The following is a 17,908-nucleotide window of genomic DNA, read 5'->3' on the forward strand; positions in this document are numbered from 1 at the left end:
CACCAACCAAGTGATTTTCTCTTGTTTGCCTGTTATTTCATCTATCAATGGTGAAATATCATAGTTTGATGTCTTAGTTTTTGAACTAGCTTGACATCATTACTCAGCTTCCAGACTATATTCCCCAATACTTCGCTCGTTCGCTCTACTATGACGGTTCATAGTAATGATTCTGCTTTAGTGAAACTGGAGCCAGCGAACTGACGCAAACTTTTTGAGTAAACTCCGTATTATGACTGAACAATATAATGCAAAAGACCTCGAGGTACTTGAAGGTCTCGACCCTGTGCGACACCGCCCGGGAATGTATACCGAGACAGAAAGACCTAACCACCTTGCCCAAGAAGTCATTGATAACTCGGTCGATGAAGCACTAGCGGGACACGCTAAGAAGATCAAAGTGGTACTTCATGCAGACCAATCGTTAGAAGTTACCGATGACGGCCGTGGTATGCCTGTCGATATCCACCCTGAAAAAGGGATCTCAGGTGTTGAGCTGATTTTAACTAAGCTCCACTCTGGCGGTAAATTCTCGAATAACAACTATAAGTTCTCTGGTGGTCTGCACGGTGTAGGTATCTCGGTTGTAAACGCGCTGTCAAAACGTGTTGAAGTGACCGTACGCCGAGAAGGTCAGGTTCACGAGATCGCACTTGAAGGCGGTCATGCAGTAACAGAGCTTACTGTGACGGGCACTTGTGGTCATCGTAACAGTGGTACATCAGTACATTTCTGGCCTGATCCTAAGTACTTCGATAGCCCTAAATTCTCGACACTTCGTCTGATTAACAACCTACGTGCAAAAGCAGTGCTTTGCCCAGGTTTAGAAATTACCTTTATCGACAAAGTCGGTGGTGAAGAGCATAAATGGTTCTATGAAGATGGTCTAAAAGACTACCTTGCCGAAGGCGTGAAAGGTTACACCTTGCTGCCTGAAGAACCGTATGTTGGCGAATTCGTTGCTGAAACAGAAATGGCAAACTGGGCGATCATCTGGCAGCCAGAAGGCGGCGACATGATCACCGAAAGTTACGTGAACTTAGTACCGACTAAACAAGGTGGTACACACGTAAACGGTCTTCGCCAAGGTCTTCTTGATGCAATGCGTGAGTTCTGTGAATTCCGTAATTTGCTGCCGCGTGGCGTTAAGCTAACGGGCGACGATATCTTCGATCGCTGTTCGTACGTACTGTCGGTGAAGATGCAAGATCCGCAGTTTGCTGGTCAAACAAAAGAGCGCTTGTCTTCACGTCAAACTGCTGCGTTTGTGTCTGGTGTGGTAAAAGATGCGTTTAGCCTGTGGTTGAACGAAAAGCCACAACTGGCAGAACAGCTAGCAGAAGCTTGTATTGCGAATGCCCACCGCCGTATGCGCGCAAGCAAAAAGGTTGTGCGTAAGAAAATCGCTTCAGGCCCAGCACTGCCGGGTAAGCTAACTGACTGTTCAGTTCAAGACTTAAGCCGTACCGAAATCTTCTTCGTGGAAGGGGACTCGGCGGGTGGTTCTGCTAAACAAGCACGTGATCGTGAGTTCCAAGCAGTTATGCCACTTCGCGGTAAGATCCTAAATACATGGGAAGTGTCAGCAGACCAAGTATTGGCTTCGCAAGAAGTGCACGACATCTCGGTGGCTCTAGGCATCGACCCGGACAACGATGATTTGTCCGGCCTGCGTTACGGTAAGATCTGTATCCTTGCCGATGCGGACTCGGATGGTCTTCATATTGCGACACTGCTATGTGCATTGTTTACTCGTCATTTCCATGCTTTGGTTGAAGCGGGTCATATCTATGTGGCAATGCCTCCTCTGTATCGTATCGATTGCGGTAAAGAAGTGTTCTACGCACTTGATGACGCAGAGAAAGACGGTGTGCTTGAGCGACTATCGCAGAAGAAAGCCAAGATCAACGTGCAACGATTCAAAGGTCTGGGTGAAATGAACCCACTTCAGTTGCGTGAAACCACCATGGATCCAAACACTCGTCGCCTTGTTCAGTTAACGATTGATGACAGCGAAGCAACCAACGAGATGATGGACATGCTGCTTGGTAAGAAACGTGCAGATGATCGCCGTACATGGCTACAGACTAACGGTGATATGGCCGAGGTATAATGGATGTCTAACGAAATTACATATGATGGCGTTGAACAGCTGCCAATGCGCAAGTTCACCGAAGATGCCTACTTAAATTACTCAATGTACGTGATCATGGATCGTGCATTGCCGTATATCGGTGATGGCTTGAAGCCAGTACAGCGTCGTATTATCTACGCGATGTCTGAGCTAGGCTTATCGGCTGCATCGAAATACAAAAAATCAGCACGTACCGTTGGTGACGTATTAGGTAAGTATCACCCACATGGTGACTCTGCTTGTTACGAAGCGATGGTATTGATGGCGCAGCCTTTCTCTTACCGCTACCCATTGGTAGATGGTCAAGGTAACTGGGGTGCTCCTGATGATCCGAAATCGTTCGCTGCGATGCGTTATACCGAAGCCAAATTATCTAAGTTTGCTGAGGTTCTTCTAGGTGAACTAGGTCAAGGCACTGTTGACTGGCAACCAAACTTTGATGGCACGATGAAAGAGCCTCAAATGTTGCCTGCTCGCCTACCTCACATCCTACTTAACGGTATTACAGGTATCGCGGTAGGTATGGCGACCGATATTCCACCACACAACGTGCGTGAAGTCGCTAATGCAGCCATTCACCTAATTGATACGCCTAAGTCTGAGCTTTCAGACGTGATGGGTTTCATTCAAGGTCCAGATTACCCGACTGAAGCTGAGATTATCTCCCCGAAATCGGACATCGAAAAGATCTACCGTACTGGACGTGGCAGCATCAAGATGCGCGCGGTTTGGCACAAGGAAGGCTCTGATATTGTTATCACGGCTTTACCTCATCAAGTGTCAGGTGCGAAGTTACTTGAGCAAATCGCTAACCAGATGCGCGCTAAGAAGCTGCCAATGGTTGACGACTTGCGAGATGAATCGGATCACGAGAACCCAACGCGTATCGTTGTCGTTCCTCGTTCGAATCGTATCGACTGTGACCAATTGATGAGTCACCTGTTCGCGTCGACGGATCTAGAGAAAAACTTCCGCGTTAACTTGAACATGATTGGTTTAGATAATCGTCCTCAAGTTAAAGGCTTAGTTCAAATCCTGAAAGAGTGGATCGAGTTCCGTCGCACAACGGTTCGCCGTCGTTTGCAGTACCGTTTAGATAAAGTACTGGCACGCTTGCACATCTTAGAAGGTTTGCTTGCTGCTTATCTTAATATCGATGAAGTGATTGAGATCATTCGTACAGAAGACGAACCATGTCCTGTCCTAATGAGCCGTTTCAACATTTCTGAAATTCAAGCCAATGCGATTCTTGATATTAAACTTCGTAACTTAGCTAAGTTAGAAGAGTTTAAAATCCGAGCGGAACAAGAAGAGCTTGAAGCTGAACGTGAGAAGCTTGAAAAGCTACTCGGTTCAGAGCGTCGCTTGAATACGCTGATCAAGAAAGAAATCCAAGCAGATGCGGATAAATACGGCGATGATCGTCGTTCACCTCTGATTGAGCGCGCTGAAGCGAAAGCGCTAACAGAGCGCGACTTAGTACCAAGCGAACCAATCACGGTTGTGTTGTCTGAGAAAGGTTGGATTCGTCATGCCAAGGGGCATGAAGTTGACGCTGAAGGTTTGAACTACAAATCGGGTGATAAATTCTTAGCGAGTGCTAAGGGTAAGAGTAACCAACAAGCGGTGTTCCTCGGCAGTGATGGTCGAAGCTACTCCCTTGAGTCACATTCATTACCGTCGGCGCGAAGCCAAGGTGAGCCAATTACAGGCCGCTTGAACGTCAGCCCAGGTACTTCTATTCGCCAAGTGGTGATGGGAGAGAATGAACAATTATGGTTAGTCGGTTCTGATGCAGGTTATGGTTTTGTTTGTAAGGGTAGCGATCTGCTGTCCAAGAACAAGAGCGGTAAAGCCTTGGTTAACTTGCCACAAGCTTCTGAAGTGATGATGCCAAGCCCTATTGCTGACTTGGACAGTAATCAGATTCTGGCGATTACTAACCAAGGTCGTATGTTGTTGTTCCCGATTAAAGATCTCCCTCAGCTGAGCAAAGGTAAAGGCAACAAGATCATCAACATCCCTTCTGCGAAAGCAAAAGAGCGTGAAGAGTTTGTCTCACATCTTATGGCTATCCCAGAGAATGCGACGCTGACGATCTACGCCGGTAAACGTAAGCTTGGTTTGAAACCTGCGGATCTTGAAAACTTCCGTGGTGAACGTGGTCGTCGTGGTGGTCTACTGCCTAGAGGACTACAGCGAGTGACTCGCATCGATATCGAAGAGCAAAGTGAATCGTAGAGATACTTGAAACAATCTTTAGATAAAAGAAAACCCAGCCTATGAGCTGGGTTTTTTGTACTTGTGTATTAGCAGCTTGAATCATTGCTTACAGAGTTTGCTCTACAGGCGAGCATCTTCGGCGATGGTCACCTTTAAGGTTTTGCTTTCACCTTGGCGCAATATACCCACATCGATAACTGTACCAGGTCGCAGGTCGGTAACGATGTCCATTACACTCTGGCGACCATTTACTTGGTTATCGTTGATACTGACAATAATGTCTTGAGCTTCAAAACCCGCATCGGCAGCCGGACCATTAGGGTCTATCCCCAACACAACGATCCCGCCGATATTCTTAGTACCCAACATGCGTGAGGTGACTGAGTTGATGTCTTGTCCATCGATACCAATATAGCCACGAATCACACGACCATCGGCGATGATCTTTTCCATGATTTTATTAGCAAGCGGATAGGGGATAGCGAATGAGATCCCATAGGTTTCCATGTCGGTAGCTTGCTGGAAAGAGGCGGTATTGATACCGACTAGCTCACCTTGTGAGTTCACCAGTGCGCCACCTGAGTTACCTTCATTGATTGCCGCATCGGTCTGGATAAAGGCTTGATGGCCATCGGCACTGATCGAAGAACGGCCGGTTGCAGAGATGATACCAAAGGTTGTTGTTTGACCTAGGTTGTATGGGTTACCGATAGCCAGTACAACATCACCGACATTGGCTTTGTAATTAGGATTGAGTGGGATCACCGGTAGATTATCACCGCTGACTCTAAGTATCGCGATATCGGTGCGTTTGTCTGAACCGACAAGTTGCGCAGCTGCTACTCGGCCATCTTGAAGTGCCACAACTATTTGGTCTGCTTGAGCCACCACATGGAAGTTGGTAATGATGTAGCCTTTCTCGCTAACAATCACCCCAGAGCCCAAACCTTGTGTGAGCAGTTTGTTTCGATCGCTTTCAGCGTATTTACGGCTATAAATGTTAACCACTGCAGGCGCCGCGCGGCGAACTGCTTGGTTAAATGAAATCTGAAGAGAGCCAATATTATCGACTTTAGGGCTAGTGACGTCAGCGACAATCGCTGGTCTTAAGCTCGGGAAGGCGAGAAGAATAAGCGCCGCTGAAACGAGTCCAAGGGAAATAGAACGAAATAGAAAGGACAGCATGTTTCCCTCTTCAACAAGTAAGGTGTGAAGCCTCCATCAATGGATGACTGATTTGATTACAAGTGAAGCATAGCATTTTGATTGATCTAAAGAAAAGGGAGACTGAGTAAGTTTAAAGCAAACTTACTGAGCCTCCCTGTAATTGCGCTGACGTAAGACTATCGAATCACAAGATAGATAGTTCGGTCGCCTCGCTGGATATTAAGCGCCAGTACACCAGGTTGTTTTTCAAGAATCTCTCTAAACTCAGCAAGGTTCTTAACGGGCTGGCGGTTTACTCCGATGATGATGTCATCTTTCAGGAGTTGATAGGCTTCGGCTGGTGAACCTTGAGCAACATTCGATACCTTGACGCCCGTTGCAGAGTCACTCTCTGTTGTGTTGGTTAACTCAGCACCAGCTAGTCCTTCATGGAGCTTCTCAGCTTGTGTTTTATTATTGGTGGATTCACCAAGCGTCACATCAAAGGTTTTGCTCTTACCGTCACGAACCACACCCAGTTCAATCTGCTTACCAGCGCCGAGTGTTGCGACCTTAGCTCTTAACTCGCTGAAGGTATCAATGCGTTTGCCATTAATAGAGACAATAATATCGCCCGCTTTCAGTCCTGCTTTATCGGCTGCGCTGTCAGGGACGATTTGGCTAACAAAGGCGCCCTTGCTTGATTCATAACCGAGTGCTTCTGCCAATTCAGAGGTCACTTCTCCGCCTTGAACGCCAAGCATGCCGCGTTTTACTTCACCGAAGTCGAGAATTTGTTCTGTCAGGTTTGTCATCATATTAGAAGGGATTGCAAAGCCGATACCGACATTACCTCCGTTAGGGCCAAGAATGGCGGTGTTGATACCAATTAGCTCACCGTTAAGGTTCACTAGCGCACCACCAGAGTTGCCGCTGTTGATTGCTGCATCGGTTTGAATGAAGTTTTCAAAGTTTTCTAGATTCAGGCCGCTACGGCCGAGTGCAGAAACAATACCGGATGTCACGGTTTGCCCAAGTCCGAATGGGTTACCGATCGCGACACTAAAATCACCAACTCTTAGTTTGTCTGAGTCTGCGACTTTTATCTGGGTCAGGTTTTTGGCTTCTTCTAATTTTAGCAGTGCGATATCAGACATCTGGTCGCCGCCGATTAGCTCAGCATCGTACTCTCGACCATCATGCAGTTTTACTTTGATATCGTCCGCACCATTAATGACATGGTAATTGGTCACGATATGACCTTTCTCGGCGTCAATGATGACACCAGAGCCTAATCCGCGGAAGGGACGCTCTCGTGTTTGTTCTGGACCAAAAAAGAATTGAAATTGTTCAGGGATTTGCTGACGTTGTACCTGTTTGCCTTCTACGGCAATACTAACCACAGCGGGGGTCACTTGTTCAAGCATAGGAGCAAGGCTCGGTAATTGTTCATTACCCACACTTAATGGCAGTGCGGCTGTTGCTTTAATGGGGGTGATGATTGAACTTAAGCTTAAAGTTAGCACTGATAAAGCAAGCAAAGGTTTTTTCATCATAAACTCCTCTCTAGTTAAGGTCTTAACCCTCTTATACGTTTAATAAGTATGATAAGTTTCAAATGACCTGAGTGAAAGTTATGACTCAAAAACCTTTGTAAAGTTCACAGAAGTGTTAAATGTTTACGATGCTTTTGCTGTAACAACATCGGGAGCATTCATGATTTCTTTCTTCTGCTCTGTAAATAAACCGGTTGCGCCATTAGCGTAATCTTTCGGTTGTTCCTCAAGTGTCGCCTCTTTTACTGAAGGCTTCTCTTGTGGTTTGTCCGAATGGGCAGCGGCTGTTTTCACAAACGGGTTATCTTGCTCTGGCAGGTTAGGAATCAGCTCTGAGCTTGTTTTTTCCATGTGTTGGTACAGTTTTGTGTAGTCTTTACCTAATGTGTCCAACATTTCTGCTGATTTCGCAAAGTGATCAGCCAGCTCTTGTCGCTGCTGCTCAAGGGCAAACTTTGCGCTATCCAATTCTTTCTGTACGTTTTTTTGTTTTTTGTATTCAGGTGTCATGAGACGAGAAATAGCGACCCCTAAAATAACTCCGACTAGTAAACCGGCAACGGCATACATCCAAGGCATAACAGCTCCTTATTATTGTTTTTTAACATGTTTGTTACTGCTTAGTTACACGTGATACGGCTCCATGGTACTATGAGAAAGCCGCAGTATAAAGAGAAATGCGTGTGCGCTAGTTAGCAGTTTGATGCTGAATTATTCACCACATCACGTTATTCCTCGTACTGTTTGGGCTCATTTTTAGTTGTTGTCTGATATTGCTTTCATTGTGGAAATGTCGTCATGAATCCCATTAAAAAATACGAACAAGATATAAAAGAACATGGATTTCAAAGAGATCCAGCACAAGAGCAAGCCGTAAAATCTTTAGATGAACTCTTTCATCAATTTCAAGATTACATGAATACGCCCATTCCTCAACTGACTCGCTTCCAGAAATTACTAGGCAAAAAGCCAGAACTGCCACAACCACCGAAAGGTCTCTATTTTTGGGGTGGCGTAGGGCGAGGAAAAACGTACCTAATGGATACGTTCTATGATGCCTTACCGACCACTAAAAAAATGCGTGTTCACTTTCACCGCTTTATGTATCGAGTTCATGATGAGCTAAAGGCGCTAGGTAATGTGAGTGATCCATTGCCTTTAGTCGCAGACAAGTTGAAGGAAGAAGCGGACATTATCTGTTTCGACGAATTCTTTGTTTCAGACATCACCGATGCGATGATCCTAGGAACCTTGTTCCAAGAGTTATTCGCTCGAAACGCTATCTTGGTTGCGACCTCTAATATTCCACCTGCGGATCTGTATCGCAACGGGTTACAGCGAGCGCGTTTCTTACCTGCCATCAAGCTCATTCAAGACAACTGTCATATCCTTAATGTCGATAGTGGTATTGACTATCGTCTACGTACCTTAGAACAGGCTGAGATTTACCATTACCCGCTAGATAGCCAAGCGAATATTAATCTCGAAAAGTATTACGCTCAGCTCGTTGGTGAAGATAAAGAGAAGCTTAAGCAGATAGAGGTTAACCACCGTCAATTAGATGTAGTCGAAGCGAGTGATGGCGTACTGCATGGTACCTTTGCTCAGCTTTGTCAGTCGGCTCGTAGCCAGAACGACTATATTGAGTTGTCTCGGGTTTATCACACAGTTCTATTGGCGGATGTATTGCAAATGGGCGCGACTTCAGATGACGCTGCGAGGCGCTTCATTGCATTAGTTGATGAGTTCTACGAGCGCAATGTGAAGCTGATTATTTCAGCGGAAGTGGAGCTAGAAAAGCTATACACCCATGGTCAGCTAGAGTTTGAATTTAAACGTTGTCAGTCGCGTTTAATTGAAATGCAGAGCCATGAATATTTGGCAAAAGAACACTTAAGTTAGCTTTGATTATCTCGAATAAGAAATAGAATTAAAAAAATCGTGATTTTGTTCAAAAAGAGGTGATTTTTTCTTCGCTCTTCTCTATAATCCTGCGACCTACCGTTACTGCGGGCCTCTAGCGATGAGTAAAATCACGTTATGCCAAGAGTTTTCCAACACTCGAAGGGGTGATGAATGGTAACTCTTAGACAGTGGGAATACGCGAGTATTCCTTAAGTGTAAATTTTTTAAATAGGTAATTATTAGCATGAAAACTTTCGTTGCTAAACCAGAAACTGTAAAACGCGACTGGTATGTTGTAGACGCTGAAGGCAAAACTCTTGGCCGTCTAGCAAGTGAAATCGCTTCTCGCCTACGCGGCAAGCACAAAGCAGAATACACTCCTCACGTAGACACTGGTGATTACATCATCGTTGTTAACGCTGAGAAAGTTGCTGTAACTGGTAACAAAGCTAAGGGTAAGGTTTACTACCGTCACTCAGAGTTCCCAGGTGGTCTTAAAACTATCACTTTTGAAAAGCTAATTGCTAAGAAACCAGAAATGGTTCTAGAACTAGCAGTTAAAGGTATGCTTCCACGTGGTCCTCTAGGCCGCGCGATGTACCGTAAGCTTAAAGTGTACGCTGGTACTGAGCACAACCATGTTGCTCAACAGCCACAAGTACTAGACATCTAAGGGGATTATGAAAATGGCAGAGAATCAATACTACGGCACTGGTCGTCGCAAAAGCTCAGCAGCTCGTGTTTTCATCAAACCAGGCTCTGGTGAGATCGTAATCAACAAGCGTAGCCTTGATGTTTACTTCGGTCGTCCAACTTCTCGTATGGTTGTTAAGCAACCTCTTGAGCTAGTTGAACTAACTGAGAAACTTGACCTTTACATCACTGTTTCTGGTGGTGGTATTTCTGGTCAAGCTGGCGCAATCCGCCACGGTATCACTCGCGCTCTTATGGAGTACGATGAAACTCTACGTCCTGCTCTACGTGCAGCTGGCTACGTTACTCGTGACGCTCGTTGCGTTGAACGTAAGAAAGTTGGTCTACGTAAAGCACGTCGTAAACCTCAATTCTCTAAGCGTTAATTTTTCTTTACGAAAAAGTACACGCCCCCAGTTTTACGACTGGAATTGTGGTTCAAAGCTCGGCTATATGCCGGGCTTTTTGTTTTTATACCCCCTCTAAACGCTTTCCCTTCCTCGTTTTATTTCCAAATTCTTATATTTTGAAAGCTTTTGTAACCCAATGTGCGCTTTGCCTCATGATTGTTACAAAAAGGTAGCTTTATCTTGTCAAAAAGTAGGGTTTTATTTATCATTTGCCGTCAATAAATAGAACTAAATACATATTTTGTTAGCCATGCTCTTTAATCGGAATTATTTCAATCCACAAGGAGCAAATGGGAGAATGTTTGGATGAGCAACGCGCCTTTAAATAACGGTCGCAGGCGTTTCTTAACCGCAACAACAGCCGTTGTTGGTGGTTTAGGAGCAGCTGCTGTAGCCGTGCCTTTTATTAAATCATGGAATCCGAGTGCCAAGGCGAAAGCTGCGGGCGCGCCGGTGGAAGTGGAAGTCAGTAAGTTAGAACCGGGACAAATGGTTCGTGTCGAGTGGCAAGGTAAACCTGTATGGGTTGTACGCCGTGCTGAGTCGGTACTAGAAAACCTAAAATCGATCGGTGGTCAACTTCGTGACCCTCAATCTGAAGCTGAACAACAACCAGAATACGCACAGAACGAGTTCCGTTCAATTAAGCCGGAATTCTTCGTTGCTGTTGGTTTCTGTACGCACTTAGGTTGTTCTCCAACTTACCTGCCGGATTCTTTTGCAGAACAAGTTCAGGGTGTTAAGTCTGGTTTCTTCTGTCCTTGTCATGGTTCAAAGTTTGATATGGCAGGTCGAGTATTCCAAGGCGTACCAGCTCCATTGAATCTTGTTGTACCAAAGCATATGTATTTGAGTGACACTAAGATCATGATCGGTGTGGACGAGGGAGACGCGTAATGCAAGGATTGCTTGATTGGGTAGAGAAACGTCTACCCGCGATGAATGCGTATAAAAAGCATTTATCTGAATACCCAATGCCTAAGAACTTTAACTTTTGGTACCTTTTCGGTTCTTTGGCAATGTTGGTATTGGTTAACCAAATCCTTACGGGTATTTGGCTAACAATGAACTACGTACCGTCAGGTGAGGGTGCATTTGCTTCTGTTGAATACATCATGCGTGATGTGGAATACGGTTGGCTACTACGTTACATGCACTCAACAGGTGCTTCGGCATTCTTCGTTGTTATCTACCTGCACATGTTCCGTGGCCTAATCTATGGTTCTTACCAAAAGCCTCGTGAGCTACTTTGGATCTTCGGTATGTTGATCTTCTTAGTGCTTATGGCTGAGGCTTTCATGGGTTACCTACTACCATGGGGTCAAATGTCTTACTGGGGTGCTCAGGTAATCATTTCTCTGTTTGGTGCGATCCCTGTTATCGGTGATGACCTAACGCTTTGGATCCGTGGTGACTACATCATCTCTGGTGCAACGCTGAACCGTTTCTTCGCACTGCACGTTATCGCTCTACCAATTGTACTTCTGCTGCTTATCGTACTTCACGTACTAGCACTGCACGAAGTGGGTTCGAACAACCCAGACGGTATTGAGACGAAACTTCCTAAAGGCACAATGGGCGACGACTACAAAACGCAGTTCCCATTCCACAAGGATTACACTAAGAAATACGACATCATTGACTCTATTCCTTTCCACCCATACGGGACCGTGAAAGATATGGTTGGTGTGGCCGGTTTCCTATTCTTCTTCTGTTATGTGCTGTTCTTTAACCCAGAGATGGGTGGATTCTTCCTTGAGCCGCCAAACTTTGAAGCTGCTAACCCACTGAAAACACCAGAGCACATCGCTCCGGTATGGTACTTCACGCCGTTTTACGCAATTCTGCGTGCTGTTCCTGATAAGTTGCTAGGTGTTGTAGCAATGGGCGCATCTATTGTTGTGCTATTCCTACTACCATGGTTCGACCGTTGTAAAGTGCGTTCTTACCGTTACCGTAGCAAACTGCATTTGATTAACATCATCCAATTCACAATAAGCTTTATTGCGCTTGGTGTACTTGGTGCGCTTCCAGCAACGCCAACATACACGCTACTGGCTCAAATCTTTAGCTTAGGTTACTTCATGTTCTTCGTTCTACTGTGGTTCTACAGTAAAAATGAAGCGACGAAACCATTACCAGAAAGGGTGACATTCAAATGAAAAAGTGGATTGTAATTTTATTTGCTATGTTGCCGTCACTGGTGATGGCAGCGGGTGCAAACGTACCATTAGACAAAGCGAACAATGATTTAACAGACAAAGCTTCATTGCAAAATGGCGCTAAGATGTTCATGAACTACTGTTTCGCTTGTCACTCAACGCAGTACCAGCGCTATGAACGTGTTGCGAATGATTTAGAGATCCCCGTTGATCTGATGAAGGGAAATCTGATTTTCGACCCTGAAGCGAAAATCGGTGACTTGATGGTTAATGCTATGCCTTCTGATCAAGCGGCAAGTTGGTTTGGTGCTCCGCCACCAGACCTAACATTGGTTGCTCGTGTTCGTGGCGCAGACTGGCTGTACACTTACCTTCGTACTTTCTATGAAGATCCGTCTCGTCCATTTGGCGTGAACAACATTGTTTTCCCAAGCGTTGGTATGCCGCACGTTCTTGAAGAACTGCAAGGTATCCCAACACCAATCTACGATACTCATATGGTAGATGGCGAGGAAGTGACGGTTGTTGTTGGCACTGAGACTGACGGCTCTGGCGAATTAAGTGCTGGTGAATACGACGAAGCAGTTCGTGACCTTGTTAACTTTTTGGTTTACTCGGGCGACCCAGTTCAACTTGAGCGTCACGCTATGGGTTGGTGGGTAATGGCCTTCTTAGTAATCTTCACTATCATCGTGATTTTGCTGAAGAAAGAGTATTGGCGTGATGTGCACTAATTGTGCTATAATACCGTGCTAATTCCCAAATTATGTTAATGTTCAATGGAGGCTTTAGGCCTCCATTGTTTTTATTTAAAGTGTACTGGAGGGCTCCATGGCTGTAGCTGCCAATAAACGTTCTGTAATGACTCTTTTCTCAAGTGCTTCTGATATGTATAGCCATCAGGTGCGCATCGTTCTTGCTGAAAAAGGCGTAAGTGTTGAAGTTGAGTTGGTTGATGAAAAAAATCTACCAGCAGAGCTTGTTGAACTGAACCCGTACAAATCAGTACCTACTCTTGTTGATCGTGAGCTTGCTCTATATGACTCGAAGATCATCATGGAATACCTAGATGAGCGTTTCCCTCACCCACCGTTGATGCCTGTATACCCGGTTGCTCGTGGTAACAGCCGTCTAATGATGTACCGCATTGAGCGTAACTGGTATTCAGTTGCAGAGAAGATCGTTAAAGGCAACGCTGAAGAATCTGAAGCAGCTCGCGTTAAACTGCGCAACGACCTACTGACTCTTGCTCCTATCTTCGCTGAGTATGAATACTTCATGAGCGAAGAGTTTAGCCTAATTGATTGTTACCTAGCTCCGCTACTATGGCGTTTACCTGAGCTTGGTATCGAACTGATTGGTCCTGGTTCTAAAGAGCTTAAGATTTACATGAACCGCGTATTCGAACGTGATTCATTCCTAGCTTCTCTAACTGAAGCTGAGCGTGAGATGCGACTCGTTCGCTAAGCGTTTATGGATATTTCTAATATGACTCCACGCCGACCATACATGCTTCGTGCATTTTATGAATGGCTGGTTGATAACGAACTAACTCCACACCTTGTTGTTGAAGCAACATTACCGGGTGTGCGAGTTCCAGAAGAGTTTGTTCAAGATGGTCAGATCATTCTGAACATCGCGCCTCGTGCGGTTGGACAACTTGAACTGGGTAACGAAGCTGTGACGTTTAGTGCTCGCTTTAGTGGTCGTCCACACTCTGTGATCGTTCCGCTTTACGCAGTACAAGCGATTTATGCTCGTGAAAATGGTGCTGGTACCATGTTTGAACCTGAAGAGGCTTACATGGAAGCGTTTGAAGAAGGGATTGAAGAAAGTCCTTTTGAAGAACCAGAAAAAGGCCCATCTTTGAGCGTTGCAACGGCAGACGTAGATGCTGAAGAGCCTGACTCAGATCCTGAGCCACCTCGTCCAGCGAAAGGTCGCCCAAGCCTTCGTGTTATCAAATAACGTTAGTTATACCAATCACAGTAAGTAAGTGATCAGAAATAGCGCAGGAAAAAAGCTTGAGAGCAAGGCGGAATTTTTTGATAAGTAGTTATTCTACAATCAAAAATTCTAACGCAGTTATCGAAATTTTTAACAAGCTAGAATGATAGATTATTTACTACGATTGGTATTAGATAACGAACCAAATAAAAAAGCAGCGACTCGTCGCTGCTTTTTCTTTTCTGCTATATAGCATTCAATTGACTGGCTTAAGGCTAGTTAACAGCCGTCTCTTCTTCACCATATTCAAACGCTCGAATGACCTGTTTTACGCCAGAGATGTTACGAGCAACTTCTGTTGCGATATCGGCATGCTCTCGAGTCACGAGTCCAAGCAGGAATACTTCTGAATCCTCAGTAATCACTTTTACTTTGATGCCGTTAAGCTCAGCATTCGCAAGCAGAGCTGATTTCACTTTAGTGGTAATCCAGCTGTCTTTACTAATAGCACTTACAGACAAAGGTTCTTTCACTCGAACCTGATTGTGGATGCTCTCAACGCCAGCCACTTCTTTGGCTTGGTTTTCAAAAGCGCGACGTTCTGAATCTGTGGTTGCTTGTCCCATCAATACCACCGAACCTCGGTACGAGCTTGCGGTGACACGTACGTTGCCACGGAATGGTTGTTTATTGGTAATCGCTGCGACTTCAAATTCGATGTTGTTGTCGTTCCAAATCTCTTTGGTTGTTCGCGTATCCGTGACTAGGTTTGCAGTGGTTGCAGCACCAGCAATGAAAATGCCAGCACAACCAGACAGAGACAGTGTAAGTAGCGAAACACTAATCAGCTTAAACAGCCTCATAGAGGTTAATGATTTCATTGTGATGCTCCGTATATCACTCTTCGTGAGCAGGGAAGAGTACTTGATCGATTAGGTCACATAGGCAGTGTAGTGTCACCATGTGTACTTCATGAATGCGCGCTGTACGGTGTGAAGGGATACGAATCTCTACATCGTGTTCACCAAGCAAACCTGCCATCTCACCACCATCTTTACCGGTAAAGGCGATGATGGTCATGTCGCGAGTTACCGCCGCTTCCATTGCCTTGATGATGTTCTTGCTGTTACCGCTAGTCGAGATAGCCAACAGAATATCGCCAGTTTGACCGAATGCACGCACCTGCTTAGAGAAGATCTCTTCATAGTGGTAGTCGTTAGCCACAGCCGTTAGCGTGGTGTTGTCTGCTGTGAGTGCCATTGCTGGAAGGCTAGGGCGCTCTGTTTCAAACCGGTTGAGTAGGCACGATACAAATTGCTGAGCATTCGACGCCGAACCACCATTACCACAACAAAGAATTTTGTTTCCGTTAAGCAAGGTCGCAACCATTGCTTGAGCGGCATGCGTGATTGCGTCAGGCAGAGCTTCTGCAGCCGCAATTTGGATTTGAATACTTTCTGTGAAACTTTCTTTAATGCTGTCTAGCATGTTTATCCTTGGGTAATCGCGTTTTGAATCCAGTCGATAGTGTCATTCGGCCCTTCAATGGCAACAATATCAAACCTGAAATCTGTAGAGTGCACCGACAAGCCTTGCTGCATAAGCCAAACATTGGCTGTTTTGAGCAGTTTCTGTGACTTCTTGGCAGTCACCATTTCAGCGGCATGTCCGTAGCGGGTTTGCTTGCGGTATTTTACCTCAGCAAACACAACCGTATTGTTATGGCGCATTATAAGATCAATCTCGCCACATTTTGCTATGAAGTTTTCTTCTATTAACGATAAACCGTGGTTAATCAGATAAGATTTTGCCACGGCCTCGTATTTATCACCCACTTGTTTGTGGGTGATGGTTGGTTTGGATAGGAACTTTCGGCTAAAAAGCCCCATGCTCTGCCCAGCTGATTTCACGTTGAACCACACAGTTGTTATCGATGGTTAGCACACCCGTTTCACCTGGAATGCTGTAACCCTGTACGGCTTTCATCTGTGGCAGTGCATCCATTAGGTAGTATGCATCCATTCCCAGTGCTTGCAGACGCTTTTGGCCGTTTGAGTGTGCAGGCCATAGGTCGTTTAGTTCTTTATTAAGCTCGTTTTTGTTCTCAACCAATAGTGGGATGTCGCTGTAGAACACGCCGGTTAGGTCTTCATACTGCTTATCACCGCTGTTGCTGCGTGAGTTTGAGAAAAGAGCGGGCTGGCTAGCATCAGGGTTAATTGCAACTTCAATGAAGGGTTTGATTAGCGTTAGCTCTGAGTTCTTAGCCACAATGTAGACAGAATCGATATCACGACGGCTGCGTGGCTCTGTTTCTAGGTCTAGGTTCAGTAACCCATCCATTTGAGCGATACGTTGTTGGCTCTCTTGCAAGCCAAATACCTGATTCACATTACGTTGCAGTTGGCGTTTGTCAGAGAACAAGCTGATAGCCACATCGTTGCTGCTGTATTTTTTCCACTCTTCTTTAAACGCTTGCTCAACACGCTCACCTAAACGTCCTCTTGGCGCAAGGATAAGCGGATACTTGTAGCCTTGAGCAAATAGGTGTTTCGCTGCCTGAGCAACTTCTTGTTCAGGCGATAGAGCGAGATAGCAAATATTGGTATCAGGTTCTAGTTGCGTTGGAATGTTCAGAGCTAAAGCTGGAATCGAATTCTCGTGGTTTTTCTGCGCTTGCTGAAGCTTAGTAATGTTGCTCTTGATCAGCGGACCCACAATGAAATCAACGCTGTTCTCTTCCAGTGTCGCTTTAATCTCAGCAGCACTTTGCACGTTGGTATCCATTACTGTCAGCGTTGCATCTTCTTCGCGTTCTTTGTCGTTCATCATCGCAAAGATGAAGCCATCACGTACCAGTTGTGCTTGCTTACCGTATTTACCCGTTAGCGGCAGCAACAGTGCAGTGCTGGTTGGCTTGCTGATCTCTAGCGCCAAGATGTCGGTGATCGCCTGAGGTGTGTAAGTAGCAGCTGGGTGCTGAGGATTCTCGGCTAACCAATCCGATAAGGTTTCCTGCAGGTTTGGAAGATTTGAGTTCAGCGTCTTCATGTAGATTGCCAGTTGTAACCAACCTGAAAGCACATCTTCTGTCGGTGATGTTTTCAGTTCTAGAATCTCGTATTGAGAGTAACTATTCAGGTTTTGCCAAATACGGTCGGCAGTTTGCTGTTGAAGCTCGTCGTCAGCCTCTAGGTACTCTGAATAGAGCACTAACTCACGGCTTGCTTCAAAATACTCGCTTTGCATTTCAGAAATGTTCGCGCGTAGCTCGTGATAATCTTTCCACTGCTCGTTCGGAAGTTTCCACCAAGGCTGGAAGTTCAGTTGGCTATAAGCTTGTTCAGGCTGCGAGTTATTCACCAACAGTTGAGCGCGAGCTAATTGCCATTCCGCTTGTTGCGTTTCGCTCAGCTCTTGTTTTGCTAAGCGTTTGATCAACAGAGTTGCTTGATCGGTTTTTCCAGCTTGCACAGAAGCCTTAAGTGCCATGATTAACCAGTCGTTTTGTAGACTTCCTTTGCTACTATCCGCCTGCATCATGTAACTTTCAGTTGATTGCGCTGGATCTAGTGTAATATCAACGCTCGTTGGTGCTTGAGGACCTGAAGAACAAGCCGCCAATGTAATTGCTAATGCAATTGGAGTTAGTAAGCGTGGTACACTGAGTCTCTTATGGTTCATCGTTGCCATGAGTTCTTTAAATTCCGTATAAATTTGTATTTATATTAA

17 protein-coding genes are annotated in these 17,908 nt (G+C 45.4%); 10 read left to right on the forward strand and 7 right to left on the reverse strand.

Features of this window, described 5'->3' with window-relative positions; translation table 11 throughout:
- The first annotated feature begins 232 nt into the window (after positions 1-232).
- Both parE and parC read left to right on the forward strand, forming a co-directional pair.
- Positions 233-2,113 carry a DNA topoisomerase IV subunit B gene (gene parE, locus AB6E54_RS06450; protein WP_017061428.1) on the forward strand — a complete coding sequence of 627 codons (1,881 nt, stop codon included), beginning with the start codon at positions 233-235 and terminating at the stop codon, positions 2,111-2,113.
- Positions 2,114-2,116: 3 nt separating this feature from the next.
- Positions 2,117-4,375 carry a DNA topoisomerase IV subunit A gene (gene parC / locus AB6E54_RS06455; protein WP_017067236.1) on the forward strand — a complete coding sequence of 753 codons (2,259 nt, stop codon included), beginning with the start codon at positions 2,117-2,119 and terminating at the stop codon, positions 4,373-4,375.
- 102 nt (positions 4,376-4,477) lie between these two features.
- Here parC and degS read toward each other — a convergent pair whose 3' ends face one another.
- The 3 genes from degS to zapG all read right to left on the reverse strand — a co-directional run bounded on the left by degS (position 4,478) and on the right by zapG (position 7,638).
- The gene (gene degS, locus AB6E54_RS06460) at positions 4,478-5,542 is read right to left on the reverse strand and encodes an outer membrane-stress sensor serine endopeptidase DegS (RefSeq protein ID WP_171732331.1); all 1,065 of its coding nucleotides are present in this window, start codon (positions 5,540-5,542) and stop codon (positions 4,478-4,480) included.
- Between the two features lie 158 nt (positions 5,543-5,700).
- Positions 5,701-7,056 (reverse strand): Do family serine endopeptidase, encoded by a 1,356-nt coding sequence (locus AB6E54_RS06465; RefSeq protein WP_017061431.1) that lies wholly within the window; start codon positions 7,054-7,056, stop codon positions 5,701-5,703.
- 126 nt (positions 7,057-7,182) lie between these two features.
- Entirely contained in the window at positions 7,183-7,638 is a 456-nt protein-coding gene (gene zapG / locus AB6E54_RS06470; RefSeq protein ID WP_017061432.1) for a Z-ring associated protein ZapG, read from the reverse strand.
- Between the two features lie 219 nt (positions 7,639-7,857).
- Between zapG and zapE the strand changes: the two genes are divergently transcribed.
- The 8 genes from zapE to sspB all read left to right on the forward strand — a co-directional run bounded on the left by zapE (position 7,858) and on the right by sspB (position 14,197).
- Positions 7,858-8,961: a cell division protein ZapE gene (gene zapE, locus AB6E54_RS06475; protein ID WP_017061433.1), complete on the forward strand. Its 1,104-nt coding sequence runs from the start codon at positions 7,858-7,860 to the stop codon at positions 8,959-8,961.
- Positions 8,962-9,208: 247 nt separating this feature from the next.
- Complete coding sequence (gene rplM / locus AB6E54_RS06480) at positions 9,209-9,637, forward strand: 50S ribosomal protein L13 (protein WP_010434689.1); 429 nt, start codon at positions 9,209-9,211, stop codon at positions 9,635-9,637.
- A 13-nt stretch (positions 9,638-9,650) separates the two neighbouring features.
- Positions 9,651-10,043 carry a 30S ribosomal protein S9 gene (gene rpsI, locus AB6E54_RS06485; RefSeq protein ID WP_004740758.1) on the forward strand — a complete coding sequence of 131 codons (393 nt, stop codon included), beginning with the start codon at positions 9,651-9,653 and terminating at the stop codon, positions 10,041-10,043.
- Between the two features lie 330 nt (positions 10,044-10,373).
- Entirely contained in the window at positions 10,374-10,964 is a 591-nt protein-coding gene (petA, locus tag AB6E54_RS06490) for a ubiquinol-cytochrome c reductase iron-sulfur subunit (RefSeq protein WP_017061434.1), read from the forward strand.
- A complete protein-coding gene (locus tag AB6E54_RS06495; protein WP_017061435.1) occupies positions 10,964-12,229 on the forward strand; it encodes a cytochrome bc complex cytochrome b subunit in 1,266 nt (421 codons plus the stop codon). Before petA ends, AB6E54_RS06495 begins: the two co-directional genes overlap by 1 nt.
- On the forward strand, positions 12,226-12,963 hold the full coding sequence (locus AB6E54_RS06500) for a cytochrome c1 (RefSeq protein ID WP_372106017.1): 738 nt from the start codon (positions 12,226-12,228) through the stop codon (positions 12,961-12,963). The genes AB6E54_RS06495 and AB6E54_RS06500 overlap by 4 nt, the downstream gene beginning before the upstream one ends.
- A 97-nt stretch (positions 12,964-13,060) precedes the next feature.
- Complete coding sequence (sspA, locus tag AB6E54_RS06505) at positions 13,061-13,696, forward strand: stringent starvation protein SspA (protein ID WP_009848943.1); 636 nt, start codon at positions 13,061-13,063, stop codon at positions 13,694-13,696.
- Positions 13,697-13,702: 6 nt separating this feature from the next.
- Positions 13,703-14,197, forward strand: coding sequence for a ClpXP protease specificity-enhancing factor (gene sspB / locus AB6E54_RS06510; protein ID WP_017072808.1), 495 nt, complete (start codon positions 13,703-13,705; stop codon positions 14,195-14,197).
- 254 nt (positions 14,198-14,451) lie between these two features.
- On the opposite strand, the gene AB6E54_RS06515 is transcribed toward sspB, so the two are convergent.
- The 4 genes from AB6E54_RS06515 to AB6E54_RS06530 are packed head-to-tail and all read right to left on the reverse strand — an operon-like array spanning position 14,452 to position 17,869.
- Positions 14,452-15,057, reverse strand: a complete 606-nt coding sequence (locus AB6E54_RS06515; RefSeq protein WP_017059276.1) for a BON domain-containing protein — start codon at positions 15,055-15,057, stop codon at positions 14,452-14,454.
- Between the two features lie 16 nt (positions 15,058-15,073).
- Entirely contained in the window at positions 15,074-15,664 is a 591-nt protein-coding gene (locus AB6E54_RS06520) for a phosphoheptose isomerase (RefSeq protein ID WP_004729817.1), read from the reverse strand.
- 2 nt (positions 15,665-15,666) lie between these two features.
- Positions 15,667-16,065 (reverse strand): YraN family protein, encoded by a 399-nt coding sequence (locus AB6E54_RS06525; RefSeq protein ID WP_017059277.1) that lies wholly within the window; start codon positions 16,063-16,065, stop codon positions 15,667-15,669.
- Positions 16,052-17,869: a penicillin-binding protein activator gene (locus tag AB6E54_RS06530; RefSeq protein ID WP_372106019.1), complete on the reverse strand. Its 1,818-nt coding sequence runs from the start codon at positions 17,867-17,869 to the stop codon at positions 16,052-16,054. The genes AB6E54_RS06525 and AB6E54_RS06530 overlap by 14 nt, the downstream gene beginning before the upstream one ends.
- Positions 17,870-17,908: the final 39 nt, after the last annotated feature.

Source organism: Vibrio sp. 10N.247.311.49 (genome assembly GCF_041467655.1).
Classification (GTDB): domain Bacteria; phylum Pseudomonadota; class Gammaproteobacteria; order Enterobacterales; family Vibrionaceae; genus Vibrio; species Vibrio crassostreae_C.